This window comes from Paenibacillus sp. Y280, from assembly GCF_056786335.1.
Genome location: NZ_JBXCIW010000015.1, coordinates 101,985 through 121,011 on the forward strand (window position 1 = coordinate 101,985; position 19,027 = coordinate 121,011).

The 19,027-nt window shown below is 44.4% G+C and carries 16 protein-coding genes; 4 read left to right on the forward strand and 12 right to left on the reverse strand.

Annotation, left to right across the window (positions count from 1 at the left end; all coding sequences use genetic code 11):
- Window positions 1–96 precede the first annotated feature (96 nt).
- From AC1TPC_RS18890 to AC1TPC_RS18915, 6 genes are all read right to left on the reverse strand, one after another.
- Entirely contained in the window at window positions 97–930 is an 834-nt protein-coding gene (locus tag AC1TPC_RS18890; protein ID WP_482068342.1) for a carbohydrate ABC transporter permease, read from the reverse strand.
- Between the two features lie 19 nt (window positions 931–949).
- Complete coding sequence (locus AC1TPC_RS18895) at window positions 950–1,840, reverse strand: carbohydrate ABC transporter permease (protein ID WP_482068343.1); 891 nt, start codon at window positions 1,838–1,840, stop codon at window positions 950–952.
- 98 nt (window positions 1,841–1,938) lie between these two features.
- On the reverse strand, window positions 1,939–3,348 hold the full coding sequence (locus tag AC1TPC_RS18900; protein WP_482068344.1) for an ABC transporter substrate-binding protein: 1,410 nt from the start codon (window positions 3,346–3,348) through the stop codon (window positions 1,939–1,941).
- Window positions 3,349–3,597: 249 nt separating this feature from the next.
- Window positions 3,598–4,407, reverse strand: coding sequence for a carbohydrate ABC transporter permease (locus tag AC1TPC_RS18905; RefSeq protein WP_482068345.1), 810 nt, complete (start codon window positions 4,405–4,407; stop codon window positions 3,598–3,600).
- Window positions 4,404–5,357, reverse strand: coding sequence for a carbohydrate ABC transporter permease (locus tag AC1TPC_RS18910; protein ID WP_482068346.1), 954 nt, complete (start codon window positions 5,355–5,357; stop codon window positions 4,404–4,406). The genes AC1TPC_RS18905 and AC1TPC_RS18910 overlap by 4 nt, the downstream gene beginning before the upstream one ends.
- 143 nt (window positions 5,358–5,500) lie before the next feature.
- On the reverse strand, window positions 5,501–6,808 hold the full coding sequence (locus AC1TPC_RS18915) for an ABC transporter substrate-binding protein (RefSeq protein WP_482068347.1): 1,308 nt from the start codon (window positions 6,806–6,808) through the stop codon (window positions 5,501–5,503).
- Window positions 6,809–7,029: 221 nt separating this feature from the next.
- Between AC1TPC_RS18915 and AC1TPC_RS18920 the strand changes: the two genes are divergently transcribed.
- Together AC1TPC_RS18920 and AC1TPC_RS18925 are read left to right on the forward strand one after the other, a co-directional pair.
- Complete coding sequence (locus AC1TPC_RS18920; RefSeq protein ID WP_482068348.1) at window positions 7,030–8,772, forward strand: cache domain-containing sensor histidine kinase; 1,743 nt, start codon at window positions 7,030–7,032, stop codon at window positions 8,770–8,772.
- The gene (locus tag AC1TPC_RS18925; RefSeq protein WP_482068349.1) at window positions 8,769–10,262 is read left to right on the forward strand and encodes a response regulator transcription factor; all 1,494 of its coding nucleotides are present in this window, start codon (window positions 8,769–8,771) and stop codon (window positions 10,260–10,262) included. Before AC1TPC_RS18920 ends, AC1TPC_RS18925 begins: the two co-directional genes overlap by 4 nt.
- Window positions 10,263–10,349: 87 nt before the next feature.
- Here the strand turns inward: AC1TPC_RS18925 and AC1TPC_RS18930 are convergent, their stop codons facing one another.
- The 3 genes from AC1TPC_RS18930 to AC1TPC_RS18940 form a co-directional block, all read right to left on the reverse strand.
- Entirely contained in the window at window positions 10,350–11,225 is an 876-nt protein-coding gene (locus tag AC1TPC_RS18930) for a carbohydrate ABC transporter permease (RefSeq protein ID WP_482068350.1), read from the reverse strand.
- Window positions 11,226–11,245: 20 nt separating this feature from the next.
- Window positions 11,246–12,007 (reverse strand): carbohydrate ABC transporter permease, encoded by a 762-nt coding sequence (locus AC1TPC_RS18935; RefSeq protein ID WP_482068351.1) that lies wholly within the window; start codon window positions 12,005–12,007, stop codon window positions 11,246–11,248.
- A 201-nt stretch (window positions 12,008–12,208) separates the two neighbouring features.
- On the reverse strand, window positions 12,209–13,543 hold the full coding sequence (locus tag AC1TPC_RS18940; RefSeq protein WP_482068352.1) for an ABC transporter substrate-binding protein: 1,335 nt from the start codon (window positions 13,541–13,543) through the stop codon (window positions 12,209–12,211).
- Between the two features lie 781 nt (window positions 13,544–14,324).
- On the opposite strand from AC1TPC_RS18940, the gene AC1TPC_RS18945 reads away from it, so the two are divergent.
- Complete coding sequence (locus AC1TPC_RS18945) at window positions 14,325–15,671, forward strand: lytic polysaccharide monooxygenase (RefSeq protein ID WP_482068353.1); 1,347 nt, start codon at window positions 14,325–14,327, stop codon at window positions 15,669–15,671.
- 135 nt (window positions 15,672–15,806) lie between these two features.
- Here AC1TPC_RS18945 and AC1TPC_RS18950 read toward each other — a convergent pair whose 3' ends face one another.
- From AC1TPC_RS18950 to AC1TPC_RS18960, 3 genes are all read right to left on the reverse strand, one after another.
- Window positions 15,807–16,223, reverse strand: coding sequence for a VOC family protein (locus tag AC1TPC_RS18950; RefSeq protein WP_482068354.1), 417 nt, complete (start codon window positions 16,221–16,223; stop codon window positions 15,807–15,809).
- 113 nt (window positions 16,224–16,336) lie between these two features.
- Window positions 16,337–16,786, reverse strand: a complete 450-nt coding sequence (locus AC1TPC_RS18955; protein WP_482068355.1) for a DUF1801 domain-containing protein — start codon at window positions 16,784–16,786, stop codon at window positions 16,337–16,339.
- A 118-nt stretch (window positions 16,787–16,904) separates the two neighbouring features.
- A complete protein-coding gene (locus tag AC1TPC_RS18960; protein WP_482068376.1) occupies window positions 16,905–18,185 on the reverse strand; it encodes an MFS transporter in 1,281 nt (426 codons plus the stop codon).
- Window positions 18,186–18,376: 191 nt separating this feature from the next.
- On the opposite strand from AC1TPC_RS18960, the gene AC1TPC_RS18965 reads away from it, so the two are divergent.
- Window positions 18,377–18,973, forward strand: coding sequence for a TetR/AcrR family transcriptional regulator (locus AC1TPC_RS18965; protein ID WP_482068356.1), 597 nt, complete (start codon window positions 18,377–18,379; stop codon window positions 18,971–18,973).
- Window positions 18,974–19,027 lie beyond the last annotated feature (54 nt).

Genomic DNA, 19,027 nt, shown 5'->3' on the forward strand with positions numbered 1-19,027 from the left:
TTAGGAACATGCCTCTTTCCGGACTCCCCAAACAAAAAAAACATGCCCCAGCAGGCATGTTTAATTAATATGAGGTTGTTCAAACCGCTTATTTCATTACCCTTTCGTCCCGCCTTGCAGTCCAAACCCTTTGGACATAAACTGTTGGGAGAGGATATACAGCACGACCGAAGGAATTGCATACAGCACGGAGAATGCTGCTAATTTGCCATATTCCACCATTCCGTATTGACCAAAAAACTGATAAAGCTTCAATGAAGCCGGGAAATTCTCAGGTGTCTGCAATAAAATATACGGAACAAAGAAATTGCCCCAGCTTCCGGAAAATGTGAAAATCGCTACCGTGCAAATGCCCGGAACCATTAATGGCGCAACAACCTTTCGAATGCCAACGAAGACAGACGCCCCGTCGACCCATGCGGCTTCTTCCAAGTCATTTGGCACCGAATCCATGAAGTTTTTCAACATCCAAATGCCATATGGCATCGATGATGCGACATAAAATAAAATGACACCAAAAATATTGTCATACAATTTTAGGCTTAAAAACAGTTGATAAACCGGTACCATAACCGCTGTAATTGGCAAAGAAGTCATAAATAAAATCGTCAGCATAAAAGATTTCTTATATTTCATTTGATATCGAGACAAAGGATAGGCTGCGAGCAAGGCTAATATGACGACGAGTATAGCTTGGCCAACTGACATGATAAGGCCAATGACAAATGCACGCTGGTTGACGCGATTGGTGATCACATCCACATAGTTGCCACCCGTTATTTGATTCGGTAATTTAAGCGATTGCATCGCGTTCGGATCAATGGAGGCCACGAACACCCATAAAAGTGGAAGCAAGAAACAAATTCCGATCAAAGTAAGAATCGTATACGGCAGGACTCGATAAATCAGTTTACGATGTTTCGCATTCATACGAAGTCTCCTTGTACATTTACTCTTTCATCGAGCGGATGTAGAACAAGCTAAGAATAATACCAATTAACAGCAGCAATAAGGATATTGCGGTGCCATAGCCAAGTTGATAATTAACGAAGGCTTGATTATACATAAAGATAGGCAATGTAGTGGTTGAAGTTCCTGGTCCTCCGCCAGTCATCGCATAGATAAGTCCAAACACCCCAAGCGTCTGGAGCGTTACGAGCATCATATTCGTTGTAATCGTATCTTTAATATAAGGAATCGTAATTTTCGTTAAAATCTGCCAGCCTGATGCCCCGTCTACAACTGCCGCTTCTTCTATCTCCGTTGGCACATCATCCAGCGCTGCTTGAAACACAAGCATAGAGAAAGCCGTGCCGTGCCAAATGTTCGCAAGGATGATGGTGACCATAGGAACGGTATACAGCCAGAGGACTTCAGGAAGTCCAAAGGATGTAATAATGGCATTGAGTGTACCTTTATCTCCGAAAAAACTGTAAAGGCATAATGCGCATACAATTTCAGGTGTTACCCAGCCAGCCAGCACAATCGTACCAACGACGCGCCTAAACATCTTATTTTTATGCTTCATTAGAAGTGCAATCAGGAATCCCAGCACTTGCTGGCCGATAACCGCAGAGCCTATTAAGAAAATGAGCGTATTCCATATGCTTACTCTGACTGTCGGGTCTTCAAACATGCGAGCATAGTTGTCGATCCCGACAAATTTCAGCTCCTTGGCCGCTTCTCCGGTCAATGCCAAATTCGTAAAGGAATAAAAGAAGGTCAACAAAATCGGATAAATAAAAAAGACGAGCATGATCGCTATTGATGGAAGCAAAAAATAGAGCCAAGCATATGATTTTCTTTTCCTATAGAGAACATTTCCCGTCAAACTGCTCATGCATCGTTCTCCTCCCGCATGCTGAAAATCAAAAAAAAAGCGGCTGCTCAAGCAAATCCGCTTGCAAGAATCTGCTTGAGCAAGCAAGCTTTTCTCTTTTATTTTTCCGTTACATTGTCTTTGCCAGCAATCCTTGTTACATCCTGCGCGTACTTTTTCAGCGCTTCCGCAGGCGACGTACCTGTAGTCACTGATTCAACCATCGTTTGGATTTGAGTGGACACTTCAGGATATTTATCCTGCGCTGGCCTGAACTCCGCATTTTGCAAATACTCCGTCGCGATTTCATTAAATGGCATTTTTGTATATTCAGGATCCTTAGCCACATCAGCCCGAACCGTAATGTTGCCTGCAGCAATGACAAGCTTTTGGGTGTTTTCTTTGTTTAATGCATATTTGATGAAGTCCCATGCTTCATCTTTATTTTTCGCATTGCTAGGGATGGATAACGCCCAACCGCCAGCCAGTGTAATCGATCCCGGTGCCTGGCCTTTGCTTGTCGGCATTGGTGCAAAGCCTAGAACATCCTTATATTCAGGCCAAGGCGCAGCGCCGCTTTCAAAGTAGTTGCCTGTGATCCAAGAGCCATCTAATGAAATGGCAAGCTTGCCTTGAGGCAAATATTCACGCGAAGAAGTGTTTCCTGCCTGGCCATTCAATACTTTAGACAGCGGCGGTCCAAGCTTCTCCTTGTTAATCGTCTCAATGAAGCTAAGCGCGTCCAATATGCCCTGACTCTTAATAATCCATTTGCCGGAGTCATTATCGTATAATCTATCACCCGTTCCATAGAGCAGCATTTCATAGGTTTGCATGGATGTTGCTTCTCCTGTAGCCTTGCCAAGGTTCATCCATATTGGAACAATATCCTCGCCAGCTTTTTCTTTGATCGTTCTCGCTGTACTTAGGATGTCATCCCATGATTTCGGCTGCCAATCCTCCGGTAAACCTGCTTTTTTGAAGATTTCCTTGTTATACCAGAGACCTCTTGAATCGGTGTTGTAAGGAACGCCATACACTTTTCCGTCGCTCGCTGTGACTCCCTTTTTCATCGCTTCAATAAAGGAACCATTGGTCCAATCTTCCCAACCTTTCAATCTCTCATCCAATGGCTCCAAAAATCCTGCGCTTGCATCCGAATTCAAAATAAAAGTGTCTTCCGTTACAATATCAGGCGCCGTATCCTTAGATTTCAGTGCCAATGCAATTTTGGCAAAATAGTCTCCTTCGGACGCTTGAATAGGAGTCGGCTTGATTTCTACATTTTTGTTCGGGTAACTGGCTGATATTTCCTTAATCCATTTATAAAGCGTTCCTTGCTCGCCAATCCCATCATCTCTATACGTAATTGTGATCGTTTTCTTTGTCGTCTCGGCATTCCCTTCCTCTGTCTTTGTATTACTGGGTTCATTCGTCGTCGTTCCATTATTGCTCGTACAACCGAATAACAATGAAACACAAATGATCGTTGCTGTCATTAGAACAAATTTTCTTCTGCTCGCTTTCACTCTGTTCCCTCCTTCATTTGGTAGCTGCTAGTCGACCCAACAAGTCATTTTTTTGAATGCGCTTACTGGATGTATTGTTTATGCTTATTTAAATAGCCGGAGTTATATTCGAACTTTTCATTTGCTTCAGGACAATCCGTAATATTTGACCTATCGAGCTGTATTCGCCTAAAAACTTATCCAATAAAACAACAAAAACCACTTCCGGGGAAGTGGTTTTTGTTGTTTTGCTAGATGTATGCCGTAACGCTAACCTTTAATTGCGCCATCTGCCATGCCTTTAATAAAATATTTCTGAAAAAACATATAAATGATGGTCATCGGCATCATCGCGATCATACAACCAGCTGCTACCCAGCTGATATTGTTCTGGAACTGCGAGATGAATGATGACAGCGCAACGGGAATCGTACGGTAATCCGCTTTTTGCAGGAAGAAGATCGAGAACTGGTAATCGTTCCATACCTGCATCCCCAGTATGATGACAACCGTTGCAGTAATCGGTTTCATCAATGGGAAAATAATGCGGTAAAAGATCTCAAAATGATTGCAGCCGTCAATTAATGCGGCTTCATCCAATTCCTTTGGAATGCCACCTACAAATCCTGAATATAAGAATATGGTCATTGGAAGAATAAAGGTGACATGAATCAATATAATCGCCCAATGCGTATTGATGCCATTGACATCGACGACCAGCCTATACAGTGGAACCAGAATCGTAAGCGCCGGTACGACCAAGCAGGACACACAAAGCATATACACAACCTGATTCACTTTAGTCTTGAAGCGCGACAATGGATAGGATGCCATCGACCCGATTAAGATTCCAAGTACAATGGTGCAAACGGTAATAATAATATTATTCATAAGCGCTTTATCTAATCCAGCGTGCTTCCAGGCATCAACGAAGTTGCTAAAATTGATGTTGGACGATGGAACCCATTTTGAGCTTAAATCCTTCATTGGCTTAAAGGCCATGTTGACCAGTAAGTAGAAAGGAACAATATGAACGATTACGATTAAAAATGCAGCGATGTATTTCGTCACTTTGCTCATGCCTGAACCTCCTTCCTGCGAAGCAGCCACAGTGCCGTCAAGCTAATGACGCAAATCATTAAGAACATGACAATACCTAATGCGGATGCATAGCCTGCGTCCTGTCTTGCAAACATTAAATTGTACATCATCGTAGAAAGTGACATGGAAGCGTAGCCGGGACCACCGTTAGTCATCGCAATGATGACATCAAACAGCTTCAGGCCGCCGATTATATTGACCACGATATTAACCGTAATCGCAGGCATTAGCAATGGAATCGTAATATTTTTAAACCGGGCAAACCAACGAGCACCGTCGATTTCAGCCGCTTCGTAATAATCCTTGGGAATTGACTGTAATCCAGCCAAATAGATAATCATGGCAATACCCATGTATTGATAAGTATTTACGAATGTAATAATCCATACAGCCATCGGCCCATTAGAGAGCCAATCCTTTGGCGCCATTCCGAACAATGCCGTAATATCATTTAAAGCTCCATTGTTATACTGAAAGATGAAATACCAGATGTAACCCATAATAAGCGGGCTAATAATAACCGGAAGATACACAACGGTACGGATTAATGCCTTAGCCCGGATCTTCTGATCAAGAAACAGCGCATAGGCCAGACCAAACAAGTTTTGAAGCAATGTGCTGCCAAGACCGTAAATCAATGTATTTTTGAAAGTCGTTATCACTTTTTGGTCAGATATCATCATTTTGTATTTCTCAAAGCCGACCCAGATCATATTTTGCGAAAATCCGTTCCAGTTATAGAAGGATACTTGAAAGCCTCTGATAAGCGGATAGAAAATAAAGATGGAGAACAAAATCAAAGCGGGTACATACATCAAATTCAATAGGCCTGGAAAACGAAACAGCTTTTCGAAACGACTCGATTTCCGTTTATTTGTATTGTAAATCACTTGATCTGTCGACTTGACGACAATTTTTCCAGCTGGCATCTCCAAACCTCCTTCCTCATGTACGGCTTTTTTTTTTTTTCAAAAATGAGCCGCGGCCGCATGCGTGATTAGCCGCATTCGGCCGCCGCTATCTTCGTCTGCCGTTTTCTAAGTTGTTCTTTTGTTATCGCTTGTTATTAAAATTATTTGCTTACTGCTCTCAGACGCTCAAATTCCTGCTGCATGTTTTTAGAGAAGTCTTCCACTTTAATGCCGCCTGCCAACAGATCGGCACCGTTTTTGCACATTACATCCCACATTCCGCTCGGCAGGAATACGCGGTCGAAGTAAGGAATGATGCGTGTATCATTATATTTTTCATAGAAGGCTGTCAGGTCACCTGCATCAACTTCAACACCGCTAAGACCTGGAGGAAGCGCAGACGATTTAGCCATTGCTGCGATATTTTCCGGTTGTGCAAAGAATGCTACGTACTTCTTAGCTGCATCAATATTCGCGGAATCCTTCCAAACGCCGAATGTTGTTTTTTCTCCACCTGCAAATGTTGCAGTGTCACCCTCTTTAATAGTAGGAACCGGCATAAATCCGCCTTTGAATTCAGGGTTTAGCTTCTTAGCTTCTTCAATAATGTACGAACCGTAAAACTCGAATGCTGTTTTGCCTTCAGCAAGCGCCTGAGCATCATCGCTGTATTTCGCTGTAAGAACGTTTGTGTTCAAGTAGCCTTTTGTTTTCAGATCCAAGAACATCTGTGCAAGCTGATCCCATTTCTTCCAATCAAATGTGCCATCTACAAACGATGCAGAATCATTTTCTGATGGGCTAATGAAGAGTGGTGTAGCAAAGTAGTTGAAAAATTGCCCAAGCGTCCAGCTGTCCGCACCACCGATATGGAAGGGAACAACTTCGCCTTTGCTTTCCGTTTTGATCTTTTCAGCAGCAGCCATTAGCTCGTCATATGTCTTTGGAATTTCAATGCCATACTTCTCAAGTACATCAGCGTTATACGCCATACCGGATTTGTCTTGATCCATCGGCAGCGCATACACTTTACCGCTTGCATCAATTACCGCAGGCTTGATTGCCTCTTGCAAACGGCTTACCCATTCCTCATCCTTCAAGTCAGCCAAGTAATCGCCGTAACGAATTTGTGACCAGCCATGTGTCGAGAAAACATCCGGAAGCTCATTCGAAGCCATTTTCAGCTTCATAATGTTCTCGTATTCACTGCCTGGAGCAGTAAGCTCAACTTTAATATTCGGGTTTTCAGTCATAAACTTTTCAGTCAGCTCTTGAATCAATGCCGCTTGCTCGCCTACTACGTTCGTTGATGCTGTAATCGTTACTGGCTTCTCTGTGTTAGTGCTAGAATTGTTCGCATTGCCACCATTAGTAGCGCTTTCATTTTCCTTTGAACCTTGTGAGCTGCAGGCCGACAGCAGGAATACCAGGACCAGCGTCAAAAACATCAATCTTTTCGTGTGCTTCATCGTCATCTCTCTCAATCCCCTCAATGTTTGTTGTCTTGTTGACTACGCTTACATGATAGCATGCAAATGTGACACGTCCATATGCTAAAGTTCTACGAAGTTTGCGCTGATTTCTACACCAAATTTTGAAAACGTCTACAAGTTGGTTGACATTCTTGAATGCGATTTCATATGCTATGCATGAGAGTTGGCAACCAATCACATTAAAGGAGGGGCTGCAGTTGAACGGTGTTCATACGCTGCGCTTTAAATTAACGCTCATCTATTCGCTCAGCATCGTAGCTCCATTTATAGTGCTGGCCTTTGTCCTGCCCTACTATTTCCAAGGCCTGCTAACGAAGGATACGCAGCAGCTTACAGCGAATACGCTGGCGGCTGTAGCAGAGAATATTGAAACCTATTTCGACGATTTGGAGAGGTTAACCGCCTCTCCTTATTTAAACGACAATGTTATTCAGGCGCTAAAAATCAAAGCAGGCAATCAGTATGACACGGCCAATGACTATGTTCGACTGCAAACCGACCGTGCTCTGACGAGTACGCTTTCTACTTTCTTCAGCAACACGAGAGAAGATATTATTAGTACAATTGTCATACCTATTACAGGACAAGCTTACTTGAATTCACGCGATCATACGTTGAAGCTCATACATGATTATCCATTCGAGGAAGAAGACTGGTACAAAAAAGCGGAAGCTGCCAACGGAAAAGCAGCTTTTATCAATTCGCATCATCAAGCCTATTTGAACAGTGATTCGCCAGCCCAAGTGTTTTCTGTCGCGCGGCTCCTCAAAGATCCGGAGTCCGGTCAACCGCTTGGCGTTATAATGTCTGACGCGGCAACAAGCGTGCTTCGCAAAATTACGGCCAACATTCATTTTAATGTCAGCTCCAGCGTTGCCATCCTGGATGAGAACAATCAAATCATTTATGCCAATCAGCCTTTATCAGCCAAAATCGTGCAGCAAATGAAAATGAAGCCGGAATCCATTAAAGACGGACAAGCTGAATATGCAGCCGTTTACAATAAGATCGATTCAGCAGGCTGGAGCATCGTCGCTTTACTCGACAAATCGCAGATCAATGAAAAAACAAGCTGGATTTACGAGACAGGGGTTTTGCTATCCTTCGGCGGCTTGCTCGTAACGTTTCTTCTCTTCTTATACTTGTCGCGATGGATTGTTGAACCGTTCAAACGAATGTACCACGTCATGATGGAAGTCAAGCGAGGCAATATGAAGATGCGCTATGAAAGCAAAGGCAGAGATGAGATTGCGCAATTGGGAGGCGCACTAAACAGCATGATCTCTCAGATCAATGAACTCATCAACTTGCAGTACAAAGCAGTACTCGCGCAGAGAGATGCCGAATACCAAGCTTTGCAGGCGCAGATTCAGCCTCACTTTCTATATAATACGCTCAATGGTTTTATAGCCTTGAACAGAAATGGAGATAACAAGAAACTAGAGAATGCGATTTTTTCCTTAAGCGGCATGCTTCGCTATATATTGCGGGATCATGCATTGTCTACCGTGGAGAGAGAATTTGCGTTCCTATCCCAATATTTAGAGCTGCAGCAATTGCGTTTCGAGGATGATTTAACGATATTCATTCATTATGATCATGAGCTTGCGGGCTTCAAGCTGCCGAAGCTGCTGCTGCAGCCGCTCGTTGAGAATGCTATTATCCACGGCACTGAACCTGACGATAAACCAAATGAGGTACGAATCATTGCCCGCACGGTAGTTGGCAAAGGCGGGCAGCTTCTTGCCATTGAGATTTCCGATAACGGAGTAGGCTTTGAAATAAAACCAAATATCGATAAGGAACATATCGGCATTGCCAATGTAAGAAGCCGGCTGCAGCTTGCCCATCCGGATTCCGAGCTAATTATCAACAGCCGCATCGGCCATGGAACCGTAATTAATATTTACATCCCCATAAAGGAGGACCATTACAAATGAATATTATACTAGCAGATGATGAGAAGCTCGCTAGGCATGTTTTAGTGAGCATGCTTAGTGAAATGGACCTCCCTATTCAAATTAAAGGCGAAGCCAAAAATGGAGAGGAATTGTTAAGACTAATCGAGCAGCATCAGCCCGATCTTGTGTTTGTCGATATCCGTATGCCTAAGCTGAATGGGATCGAATCGATTCGAATCGGAAAAAACCTTTCTCCGCATACGAAATGGATTATTATATCGGGCTTTAATGATTTCGCTTATGCGAGAGAAGCACTGCTGCTTGGCATCACTGATTATTTAGTCAAGCCCGTACCTCACTCTGAATTGGAACAAGCTGTGCGGCTGGTTCTTGCGGAGCGTACTGAAATGATGATGCGGTTGAATCGACAGTTCGAATATGATCTGTTGTCGGTGCTTCACAGCTCGAGCGATCTGGATCATTCCAATCTGCGACTGCCTGAGCAGATGAAACGCTACCGATATGCCATCACCTTGCTGAAAGCGTCGTTGAATGGTTCACAGGAGGATGCCGGCCCGCAGCTCGCATTTAATCATCATCAGATCATAAAACCGCTGCTTTCTCGCAGCGATATTCGCTGCTGCTTGATTAAAATGCCGCAAGGCTCGACCATCTCCTTCCTAGGATGGGATCCGCAGAGTGAACGGATCGGCGAATCGCCTCTTGCCATATACAACCGCCAGCTGGCGTTTAACTTCAAAGACTCACGCTCGGATTCATTTTCTATCTATGCCCTGCAAGCGCCAATATGCGAGGAAGTAGGTATAATTCCGGAAACAATTGCACAGCTTCACCTTTTTACGCCTCTGCTTTCACTGCTTCCGACTGGACATCTGCATCAGTGTGACGATTTGAAGCAGCTCGACAATCTTGAAGGTCATTTAAAAATCGGCAATTGGCTAACCCGTGTAACCCAGCTTCATTTGCAGAATGATTATTTGAATTATGCAAAGGCGCTTACTGCATTTGAGAAGGACCTGAAAAGCATTGTCCTAAGAAAACCTGCCGATTGGTCCCATGCTGCTGCTTTTTTGAATCGTCAGCTGCCCTGCTCACTCATTGGGGAAAGCTTGGAGGAGTGGGTGCCAAGTCTGCAAGCTTGCGGAATAAACATGCTTCATGTGATGTCTGATGCCAATCGTGAGCAAGGTGATTTGATCGCAAAGGTAATCGCCTATGTCGACCAGCATTATATGAATGACATCGGAATTGCCCAGCTTGCTGAGGAAGTCGGTATGAGCCCGAACTACTTAAGTGCGATTTTCCACAAAAAATACGGAACCACCTTCACCAAATATTTAATTGAAACCCGGATGCTTAAAGCGAAAGAACTGCTATTGTCACAGCCAAATCTGCAGATTCAGAAAATCGCCGAGCAGGTCGGGTATTACAGCCCGCGCCATTTTACCAAGCTATTCACCCAATATTTTGGCAGTTACCCTTCAGAAATACGTGAGCAGTTCAAATAGTGGGGTAGCCGGTCAGGGTACAATAGACACAAAAACCCCCGCAATGCTTCTTCCATTGCAGGGGGTTTTTGCGTCTCTTATGATCAATCAACCTTTGATAGCACCTTCGGTCAGGCCTTTCTCAATAAATCGCTGAATGAACAAGTATATAATTAATACGGGGATGACCGTAAGGGAAACGGCGCTGGCCATAAGTCCAAAATCGGTTCCGTATTGTGAACTAATCTCATTTAATAGAGCAACGATCGGACGTACATTTTCCTTGTTAACAAAAATTAACGAGGAGAACAAATCGTTATAGGACCATAAAAATACGAAAATACTGGCTGACGCAAATACCGGTCTTGAAATAGGTAAAAATATTTTCGTAAACATAGAAAAACGATTACATCCATCTATAAAAGCCGCTTCCTCTAAATCCTTCGGAATGGTAGCCATGAATCCGGCAATAACTAGCGTAGCAAAGGCTAAATTGCCCGCGGTTTGAGGAAGAATCAGTCCTAAGTAAGTATTAACCAGTTTCCATTTGATAAGTATCTCGTATACCGGTACGATAGTCGCAAACGTAGGAATTAATAGCGTTGCGACAAGCAGGGAGAAAATAACGTTTCTGCCCCGAAAACGGAATCTTGCGATTACATATGCCGCCAAACCGCCAAATACTAATACGAGCAGCACGCCGCTTACGGACATAATCAAGCTGTTCATATAGCTCTGACCCATATTGATTCGATCAAACGCATTTTCATAGTTGATCATAACGGGCTTTGACGCAAAGCCAAACGAGTTGTTCATAACATCTCTGGACACTTTAAACGAATTGTTCACGACCCAGAGCAAAGGATATATGGTCGTTAGAGCCCATAAGCTCAAGCAAAGGTATACAAAAATATCGCTGGCAGCAAAACGTTTTTCCATCGTCGTTTTCTTCACTTTGCGAGTCTCCACATTCATTTGTTGCATTTCCGGTCCCCCTTCCACAGTTAGTAAGTAATTTCTTCTCTTTTGAGCAAACGATTCGTAATCACCGACAGCACTACGCCAAATACAACGATAAAAATCGCCACCGTTGAGCCGTAGCCGAAATTCAAATCAATCAGTGCTTTCTTGTACATGTAGGTTCCTAGCACTTCCGTACCGTTCTGTCCTCTCGCCAAAATCCAAATGAAATCAAATACTTTGAGCGTACCGGTAATCGCAAGTATCAAGACGACCTTAATATCGCTGACAATGAGCGGGATGGTTAAATAAACGGTCTTCTTTATGCCGGAGATTCCTTCCATCTTCGCCGCCTCGTAGAAATCCGAAGGAATCTTGGACATCGCCGTAAGGAACAAGATGAAATAAAAGCCTACGTAATGCCATACGGTTGGAACGGCGATTGCCCGTAGAGCGCCCGTCTCGCTAAGCCACAAGATCTTTTCCAATCCTAGCTTAGCCAAAGCGCTGTTAAGCAGCCCGAACTGGTAGTTGTAAATCAATACGAACATCAAAGAGATCGCTGCGCCGGAAATGACGATTGGGAAAAAAAACACGGTTCGGAAAAATGTTTTTCCCCACTTCAAGCTATCCACCATAACCGCCAATATTAATGCAATGCCTACCTGGAAAATAACAACATAGAGCATAATCTCTAATGTGTTAAGCGTTGCTGCACCTAGCATTTCATCCGAAAAAAGCCGCTTGTAGTTTTCAAATGCAACGAACTTCTTATCAAAAAAACCGTTTGTCCGAAAGAAGCTCAAATATATGCTTTTAAGAAAAGGATAATAAATAAAAATCGACATTAAAACCGCAGCCGGAAACAAAAATAAAAAGATATACTTCCTATCGCCCTTCATACAATCACCTACGGTGTAAGTTTTTTTGATCTTGAAATGATATCGCCGCCCTTGCAAGTAGAGGGGCGGCGGATATCATTAGGAGCATAACGACATTATTTCAGCTTACTTATTCGCATCCTCGATTTTCTTAGCAGCCTCAAGCGCTTCTTTCGGCGTTTTCTCGCCCGTTACGATTGGTTTAATAAATGAACGAATCGTCGTGAAAGTCTCAGGAGACATTTTGCTGTCTACAGGCATGCTGATTGAAGCAGCCTTAGCAGCCATTGCAAATCCGTCAAGAACAACTTGCGGATGACCTGTTACTTCTACGTCAGCTGCTGGCGTTCCGCCATTGGCTTGAGCGATCGTCTGGATGCTCGTTTTCGAAGTAACATGCTTCAACAATGCGATAGCTGCATCTTTTTTCTTCGCATCGTCGAACGTTTTTTGAGCGAGATAGAAGCCAGTTCCAAATCCGCCTACGATATCATTACCGCTTCCTTTACCGCCAGCAACGGCAGGGAACGGAAGTACCGTAGTTTGGGCTTTGCGCTCATCGCTCATGCCGCCAATTGCCCACGAGCCTTCAATCAGCATGGCAGCAAGACCTTCGTAGTAGTAGTTCTGAGCCATTCCAAGATCGATTGTTGCAGCATCCTTAGGGAATCCGCCAAGGTCATATAGTTCTTTCAAGCCCGACAAGCCGAGCTCCCAGTTAGGATCAATTCCGTCTTTTAGACCTTTTGCTTGGCTTTCAGGACCGGCAGCAGCCAGAATCGAATGCTCGATCAGGTAGTGCGATTGGTCAAATGGCGCGGAGATTGGAATGATTCCTTTTTGTGCAAAAACTTTAACAGCCGTTTTCAGCTTTTCCCAATCTGTAGGAAGCTCAACTTTGTTGTCTTCGAACAATTTCTTGTTAACGAACATCCCCTCGTAGAAGCCGGTTACAGGAATGGAGTAGATTTTGCCGTCCGCTTGTTTAGCAAGCTCAAGCGCATCAGGGATAAAGCCGCCTTTCCATTCTGGATCAGCGTCCAGGATGTCATTCAACGGCACGGTTTTGCCAGCGTTTACAAAGCCTTCAGCATCTTTGCCGATGAAGTAGAATAATAGATCCGGCTCGTTGCCGCTGTTCATATCCGTGTTCACTTTTGTTCTGAAACCGTCGTCATTCGCAGACATGATATCATTTTCAACCGTAATGTTAGGATTTGCATCCGTAAATTCTTTCAGAACCTTCTCAAAAGCTACTTTACCAGGGTCCGTACCACCGAATGTGGAGAATACGCGAAGCTTAACTTTTTCTGCCTCTGGCGCTTTCGTCGCTTCGCCTTCTGGCGCCGCGCTTGGCTTATTGCTGCTGCCAGCCTTATTGTTACCGTTATTGCCGCATGCTGACAAAATCAATACGCAGATGAGTGCTAGAGACAGAAACCATTTTGTACTTTTAAACATTTTTGTTAATCCCCCTTAAAATAGTGTTATTTTGTATATGCCGCTTCTTGCTGCTACTAAAATTTTATGGGATAGTTTAGTTCATTTCAATGGGTCATTTGGTAAAATAAGGGGTTAATATCTCTAGAAACAGGGGTAAAAATATGCGGCTATTCGGGGTCAAGGGATAAAAAAATACTATTATTTTTTGCCGATTGATGCCTTGATGAAAAAGCTTCCTTTCGATGCTTTCTTTATCTGTCTTAAGCTGAATCAGATTGCTATCGTGATGTCTGGCGTACTGCAGAAGGGCTTTTTTGTTTAATATGATAAAGAAGACCTATTGCATATATTAGTATCCATACAACAAACCTTGCAGCTCGCAAATCAATTTTCATTCAAAAAGCTAGTGGCTGCGCACAATTGACTACTATTTATGACCATTTTTTTCTTGTTAATGATGTCATAAATCATGATTTTGATAAAATAATCCAAAATACTCTCATAATTATTAAAAAAGTGTAGTACACTGATTTCAGTCGCAGTTCCAATGACAAATATATCCCCCCTCCGAGAATGTTCCTACCGGTAAATCACACGGCTTCGCCAAAAGACCATTTCATAGCGTTCAACTTCTATTTCCGATTCTGATATGAACTCATTATGAGTTTATATATACAGCTCCCATATGAAAGGAGGCTTTGTTCCCCCATCAACGGCATTGTTTTTCGACATGTATATTCGCGATTTGTTTAAGCGCTTATACATTTCGGCAATACCCAATTTGAAGGAGGTTAATTCATTGTCAACCATTCGTTTATCCCATTTTAAGGTGAAAAGTTTTCGCACTTACTTGAGTATTATGATTATTACCGCACTTGGAATGACGCTTTTCTCGCAACTGCTCTTTGCCCATGGCTACGTTGAAGGTCCTGCCAGTCGCGCCGCCCTCTGTAAATCAGGTCAAAACACAGATTGTGGAACGATTGTCTATGAACCTCAAAGTCTAGAAGCGCCTAAAGGCTTCCCTGCTGCGGGACCTGCAGACGGTAAGATCGCGAGCGCAAACGGAGCTTTCCCGAAGCTTGACGAGCAATCGGCTACACGCTGGTCGAAAGTGAACATTTCCTCCGGTCAACATACATTTACTTGGAAGCTTACCGCCAATCATTCAACAACAAGCTGGAAATATTATATTACGAAGCAAAACTGGAATCCAAATGTTGCTCTCACGCGCGATTCCTTTGATTTAACGCCATTCTGCTCGGTTAACTACAGCGGTCAACCGCCTTTCTCCTATTCGAATACTTGCAACGTGCCTGCCCGCACCGGCTATCAGGTCATTCTAGCTGTATGGGAAATTGCCGACACTGCAAACGCCTTCTACAATGTGATTGATGTTAATTTCAGTGGAAGCAATCCCGGTGATACGCAAGCGCCTACTGCGCCTTCTTCCCTAACGTCGCCTGCCAAAACATCCACCAGCGTATCCTTGGCATGGAACGCTTCCTCGGATAATGTGGGTGTTACCGGCTACCGCGTTTACAGAGGCACTTCCTTAGTGGGAACGGTGTCCGGTACGACGCTCTCCTATAATGTTACTGGATTAACGGCAAACACAGCCTACACTTTCAATGTCAAAGCGATAGATGCTGCTGGCAATGCATCAAGCGCAAGCAACTCTATTTCCGTCACGACGAATGCTCCTGTCGGAAACGACACGCAAGCGCCTACTGCGCCTGGCGGACTGCATGTAATGGGAGCACCGACCTCATCGAGCTTAATGCTGATGTGGAACGCTTCAACAGACAATGTGGGCGTAACCGGCTACAAAATTTATCGCGGCACAACGCTGGTAGCAACCGTTGCCGGCACTGCAACCTCCTATACGGTAACAGGACTTAGCGCAAGCACTACTTATACATTCAAAGTGCATGCAATCGATGCTGCAGGCAATCAATCCGCTGCAAGCACTGTAAATGGCACAACCGCAGCCGCTTCCTCAGCACCTGCATGGGCACCTAATACGGCCTATACAACTGGAGCACTCGTTACGTACAATGGTTCCTTGTATGAATGTCGTCAGTCGCATACTTCGATTGTAAGCTGGGAGCCTCCAAATGTTCCTGCGCTTTGGTTATTGAAGTAGTCCCTTATTCGTAATGAAGAAAGACCGGCAACGAGCCTGTTGACTCGTTGCCGGTCTTTCCCTTTGTTCGCTTTATCTGCACGGTCAGAACTACACTCAAGAGCCACGCCGCTTAATAAGCCTTGGATACTTCTTCTACGCCTTTGGCATCTTGCTCATATCCATATACAGAACATTCCACCGATGGCCATCCAAATCGACGAAGCCGGCTCCGTACATCCAGCCATCTTGCTCTTTCGGCTTACTGTAAGCTGTTCCGCCCGCCTTAACCGCCTTTTCAATTAGCTCATCTACTTCTTCCTTGCTCTGCGCATCAATGGAAAGCAAAACCTCGGTTACTTGCGCAGTATCTGCAATTTCATGGTTTGTAAATCTTTTGAAGGTGGCGTCCGGAACAAGCATGACCATAACCTTCGCTTCACCGATAACCAAGCCTGCCATGTCGTCGCTGTTGAAATGACGCGGATGAAAGGTAAACCCAAGCTCGCTGAAAAACGCTCTTGACTGATTAAGGTTTTTAACCGGAAGACTTAACCAAAATTCTTTTGGCATCGCAATTGCTCCTCTACATGAATAAAAGTTGATATTGTACGTCCTTGTCCTTCATTTTAGCATAACCAAACTGCCTTCATTTCTTCTAGATTGCTTTATATTTAATAGATTTACTAAGTGCTGGAATGGTCTAGCCACATCGCAATCACTTCAACGAGCTTATCCTTCTTAGCTTGTACATCTTCCATATCTGTAAATTTCACGAATGCCCGATCATCCGCGACCCATTCCAATAGCCCTGTCGCATCATCGAACGATTGACGCTTAACGGCATTGTCCTTCACCTTTGCACCTGAATGAAATATAAGCCGAAAAAATCCTTTCCCTTGCAGGTTAAACGTCAACCTATCTTCATTTTGGAATTGAAAGCTCGGAGCATTCCATTTGATGTGTTCATTTAACCTCTTATTGGTGCTTAAAATGATTGTCCGAACCTCTTCGATCTCCTGCTTGAGCGGATGTTCCAGCTTGTTCAAAAATTCAACAACCTGTTGATGTCCCTTCTCCAATTGTGCCGCTGAATCCAATTCAGCTTTTTTGGATGCTTGATTATTCGTTGTCACAGACCATTTCAGCTCCTTCTGCATAGCTAATCTTAAGCACTATAGTAGCATAAAAAATAAGCCAAAGCTTTCCAGTTTCATCATCGCCTGCCAAGTAAATAATTTTTGTTGCCCACTTCTACTTTTCTCTTCTAGTCCTTTCCGTCAAATGCCGGGTAAACGCCCAAAAGAGCAATGCCAATATGCTGACTGAGGCACCCAGGATGCATACGCCAATCCAGCCCGCTTGAGCGTAGACTAGCGTCGAAGCAATCGAGCCGACAGCGCTGCCGATGGAATAAAAAATCATGTAGCCCGCTGTAAGTCGACTTCGCGCATCAGGTCGAACGCTCAAAATCATACTCTGGTTCGTAACGTGAACGGCTTGCACCGCGAAGTCCAACGCAATGACTCCGGCTATTAATGCCCACAAGGAGTGCTCGGTAAAGCTGATCGGCAGCCATGATCCGATCAATATAACTAAAGCGATTCCGGTTGTTCGCTGACCTAGTCCTTGATCCGCAAGCTGCCCTGCCCGCGCTGCCGCTAATGCGCCCGCAGCACCGGCAAGCCCAAAGGAACCGATAACGGTATGTGAAAGCGATAGCTCCGGTGCGCTTAACGGCAGCACAAGCGAAGTCCATAATGTACTGAACGCCGTGAAAATAAGCAAAGCGATTACAGCGCGAATGCGCAGCACCGGTTCTTGAACAAACAGCATAAATACCGAGCGCAGCAGCTGCGGATAAGTTATCGTGGCCTTAATCCTCTCTCGGCGCGGCAGCACCCGAAACATAGCAATAGCCATAAACAAGGTCAAGGCTGCCGAAACTACATAAACCATTCGCCATCCGGCGAAGTCGGTCAAAGCACCGGCGAAGGTACGTGCCAGCAGTATTCCGATCACCACACCGCTCGTTACGAAACCGATCGTCCGCCCGCGATCTGCCGGCTTAGCCAGCGTCGCCGCAAACGACACCAGCACCTGAACGACCACAGCAAACAAACCAATCACCGCCATGCCTGCAAACAGAATGATTTTCGTAGGCGCGATGCCGACCGTTAACAGCGCAAATACCGAAAGGAGCAGCAAACTGACAACCAGCTTGCGCCGATCCAGAAGGTCGCCAAGCGGCACCAATAAGAAAAGCCCTAACGCATAACAAATTTGCGTGATTGTAATGATCATGCCTACGGCAGCATGATTAATGCCAAACTCGCTTGCTATCCTATCCAGCAGCGGCTGCGCGTAATAGATATTCGCTACGGACAGCCCGCTTGCGACAGCAAACAGCAGCGTCACGAGCCGTGAAAGAGAAGGCGCAGAATCGTCCAAGCCATGCTGTCCAAGTACCGTTTCCCTTGCTATTCCGTTTGCTTCCCTTACATCGGCCCGCTTCTTCGCTTGAACCTTCTCCATACTCACACATTCCTCTCCTCGTGGGGTTCAGGCGAATTCACTCCAATACACCAAATAATTATTTACCAATCGGTACGTTATTATAGCGAGAAATATATAACAGCATTCCTCTATTGTCAATAAGTTTGACAGATAACTGCCGAAATCATAAAATAATATCATACTGATCGTTATGGAAAGAAGGAATCACAATGGCAAGACTTCGTGAGTTTGATGAGCAGAAGGTTTTAGAAGCAGCGATGCAATTGTTTTGGGAAAAGGGATACGAGGCAACCTCATTAAGCGATCTAACAGCCACAATGGGCATTCAGCGTCCAAGCATTTACGCTGCTTTTGGTGACAAAAAGGAGCTTTTTGAAGCTGCCCTTCGAAAGTATACGCAGCAGCATTCCTCCAACGTCAGAGCTCAACTGCAAAAAGGCATGTCAGTCAAAGAAGCTTTTCGTTTCTATTTTGAAGGCTTGGTAGCAAATGAATACGATGAAAAGCTGAACCGGGGATGCTTTTGTATCAATACGATGGTAGAGCTTGCTCCTCATGATGCCAAATTTGAAATTGTTACTAGGGAACATCAGATGTATTTAGCAGTCCTATTCCAAGAAGCGATTGAACGGGGAATGCGATCGGGGGAGCTTGATTCTGCTACGAATGCAGCTGCATTAGCACAGATGCTTGTTGTATCTCTTATCGGTTTGACTGTGCTAATGAAATCTAAACCCGACCGAGCATTTGCGGACAATTCTGTTGCCATGACGCTATCCTTGCTCGATAGACCTGTTCATTCGTAAATGATGCTCCAATTGCTGTTTCTCTGCAACCCCCTTCACATATACCTAATAGGT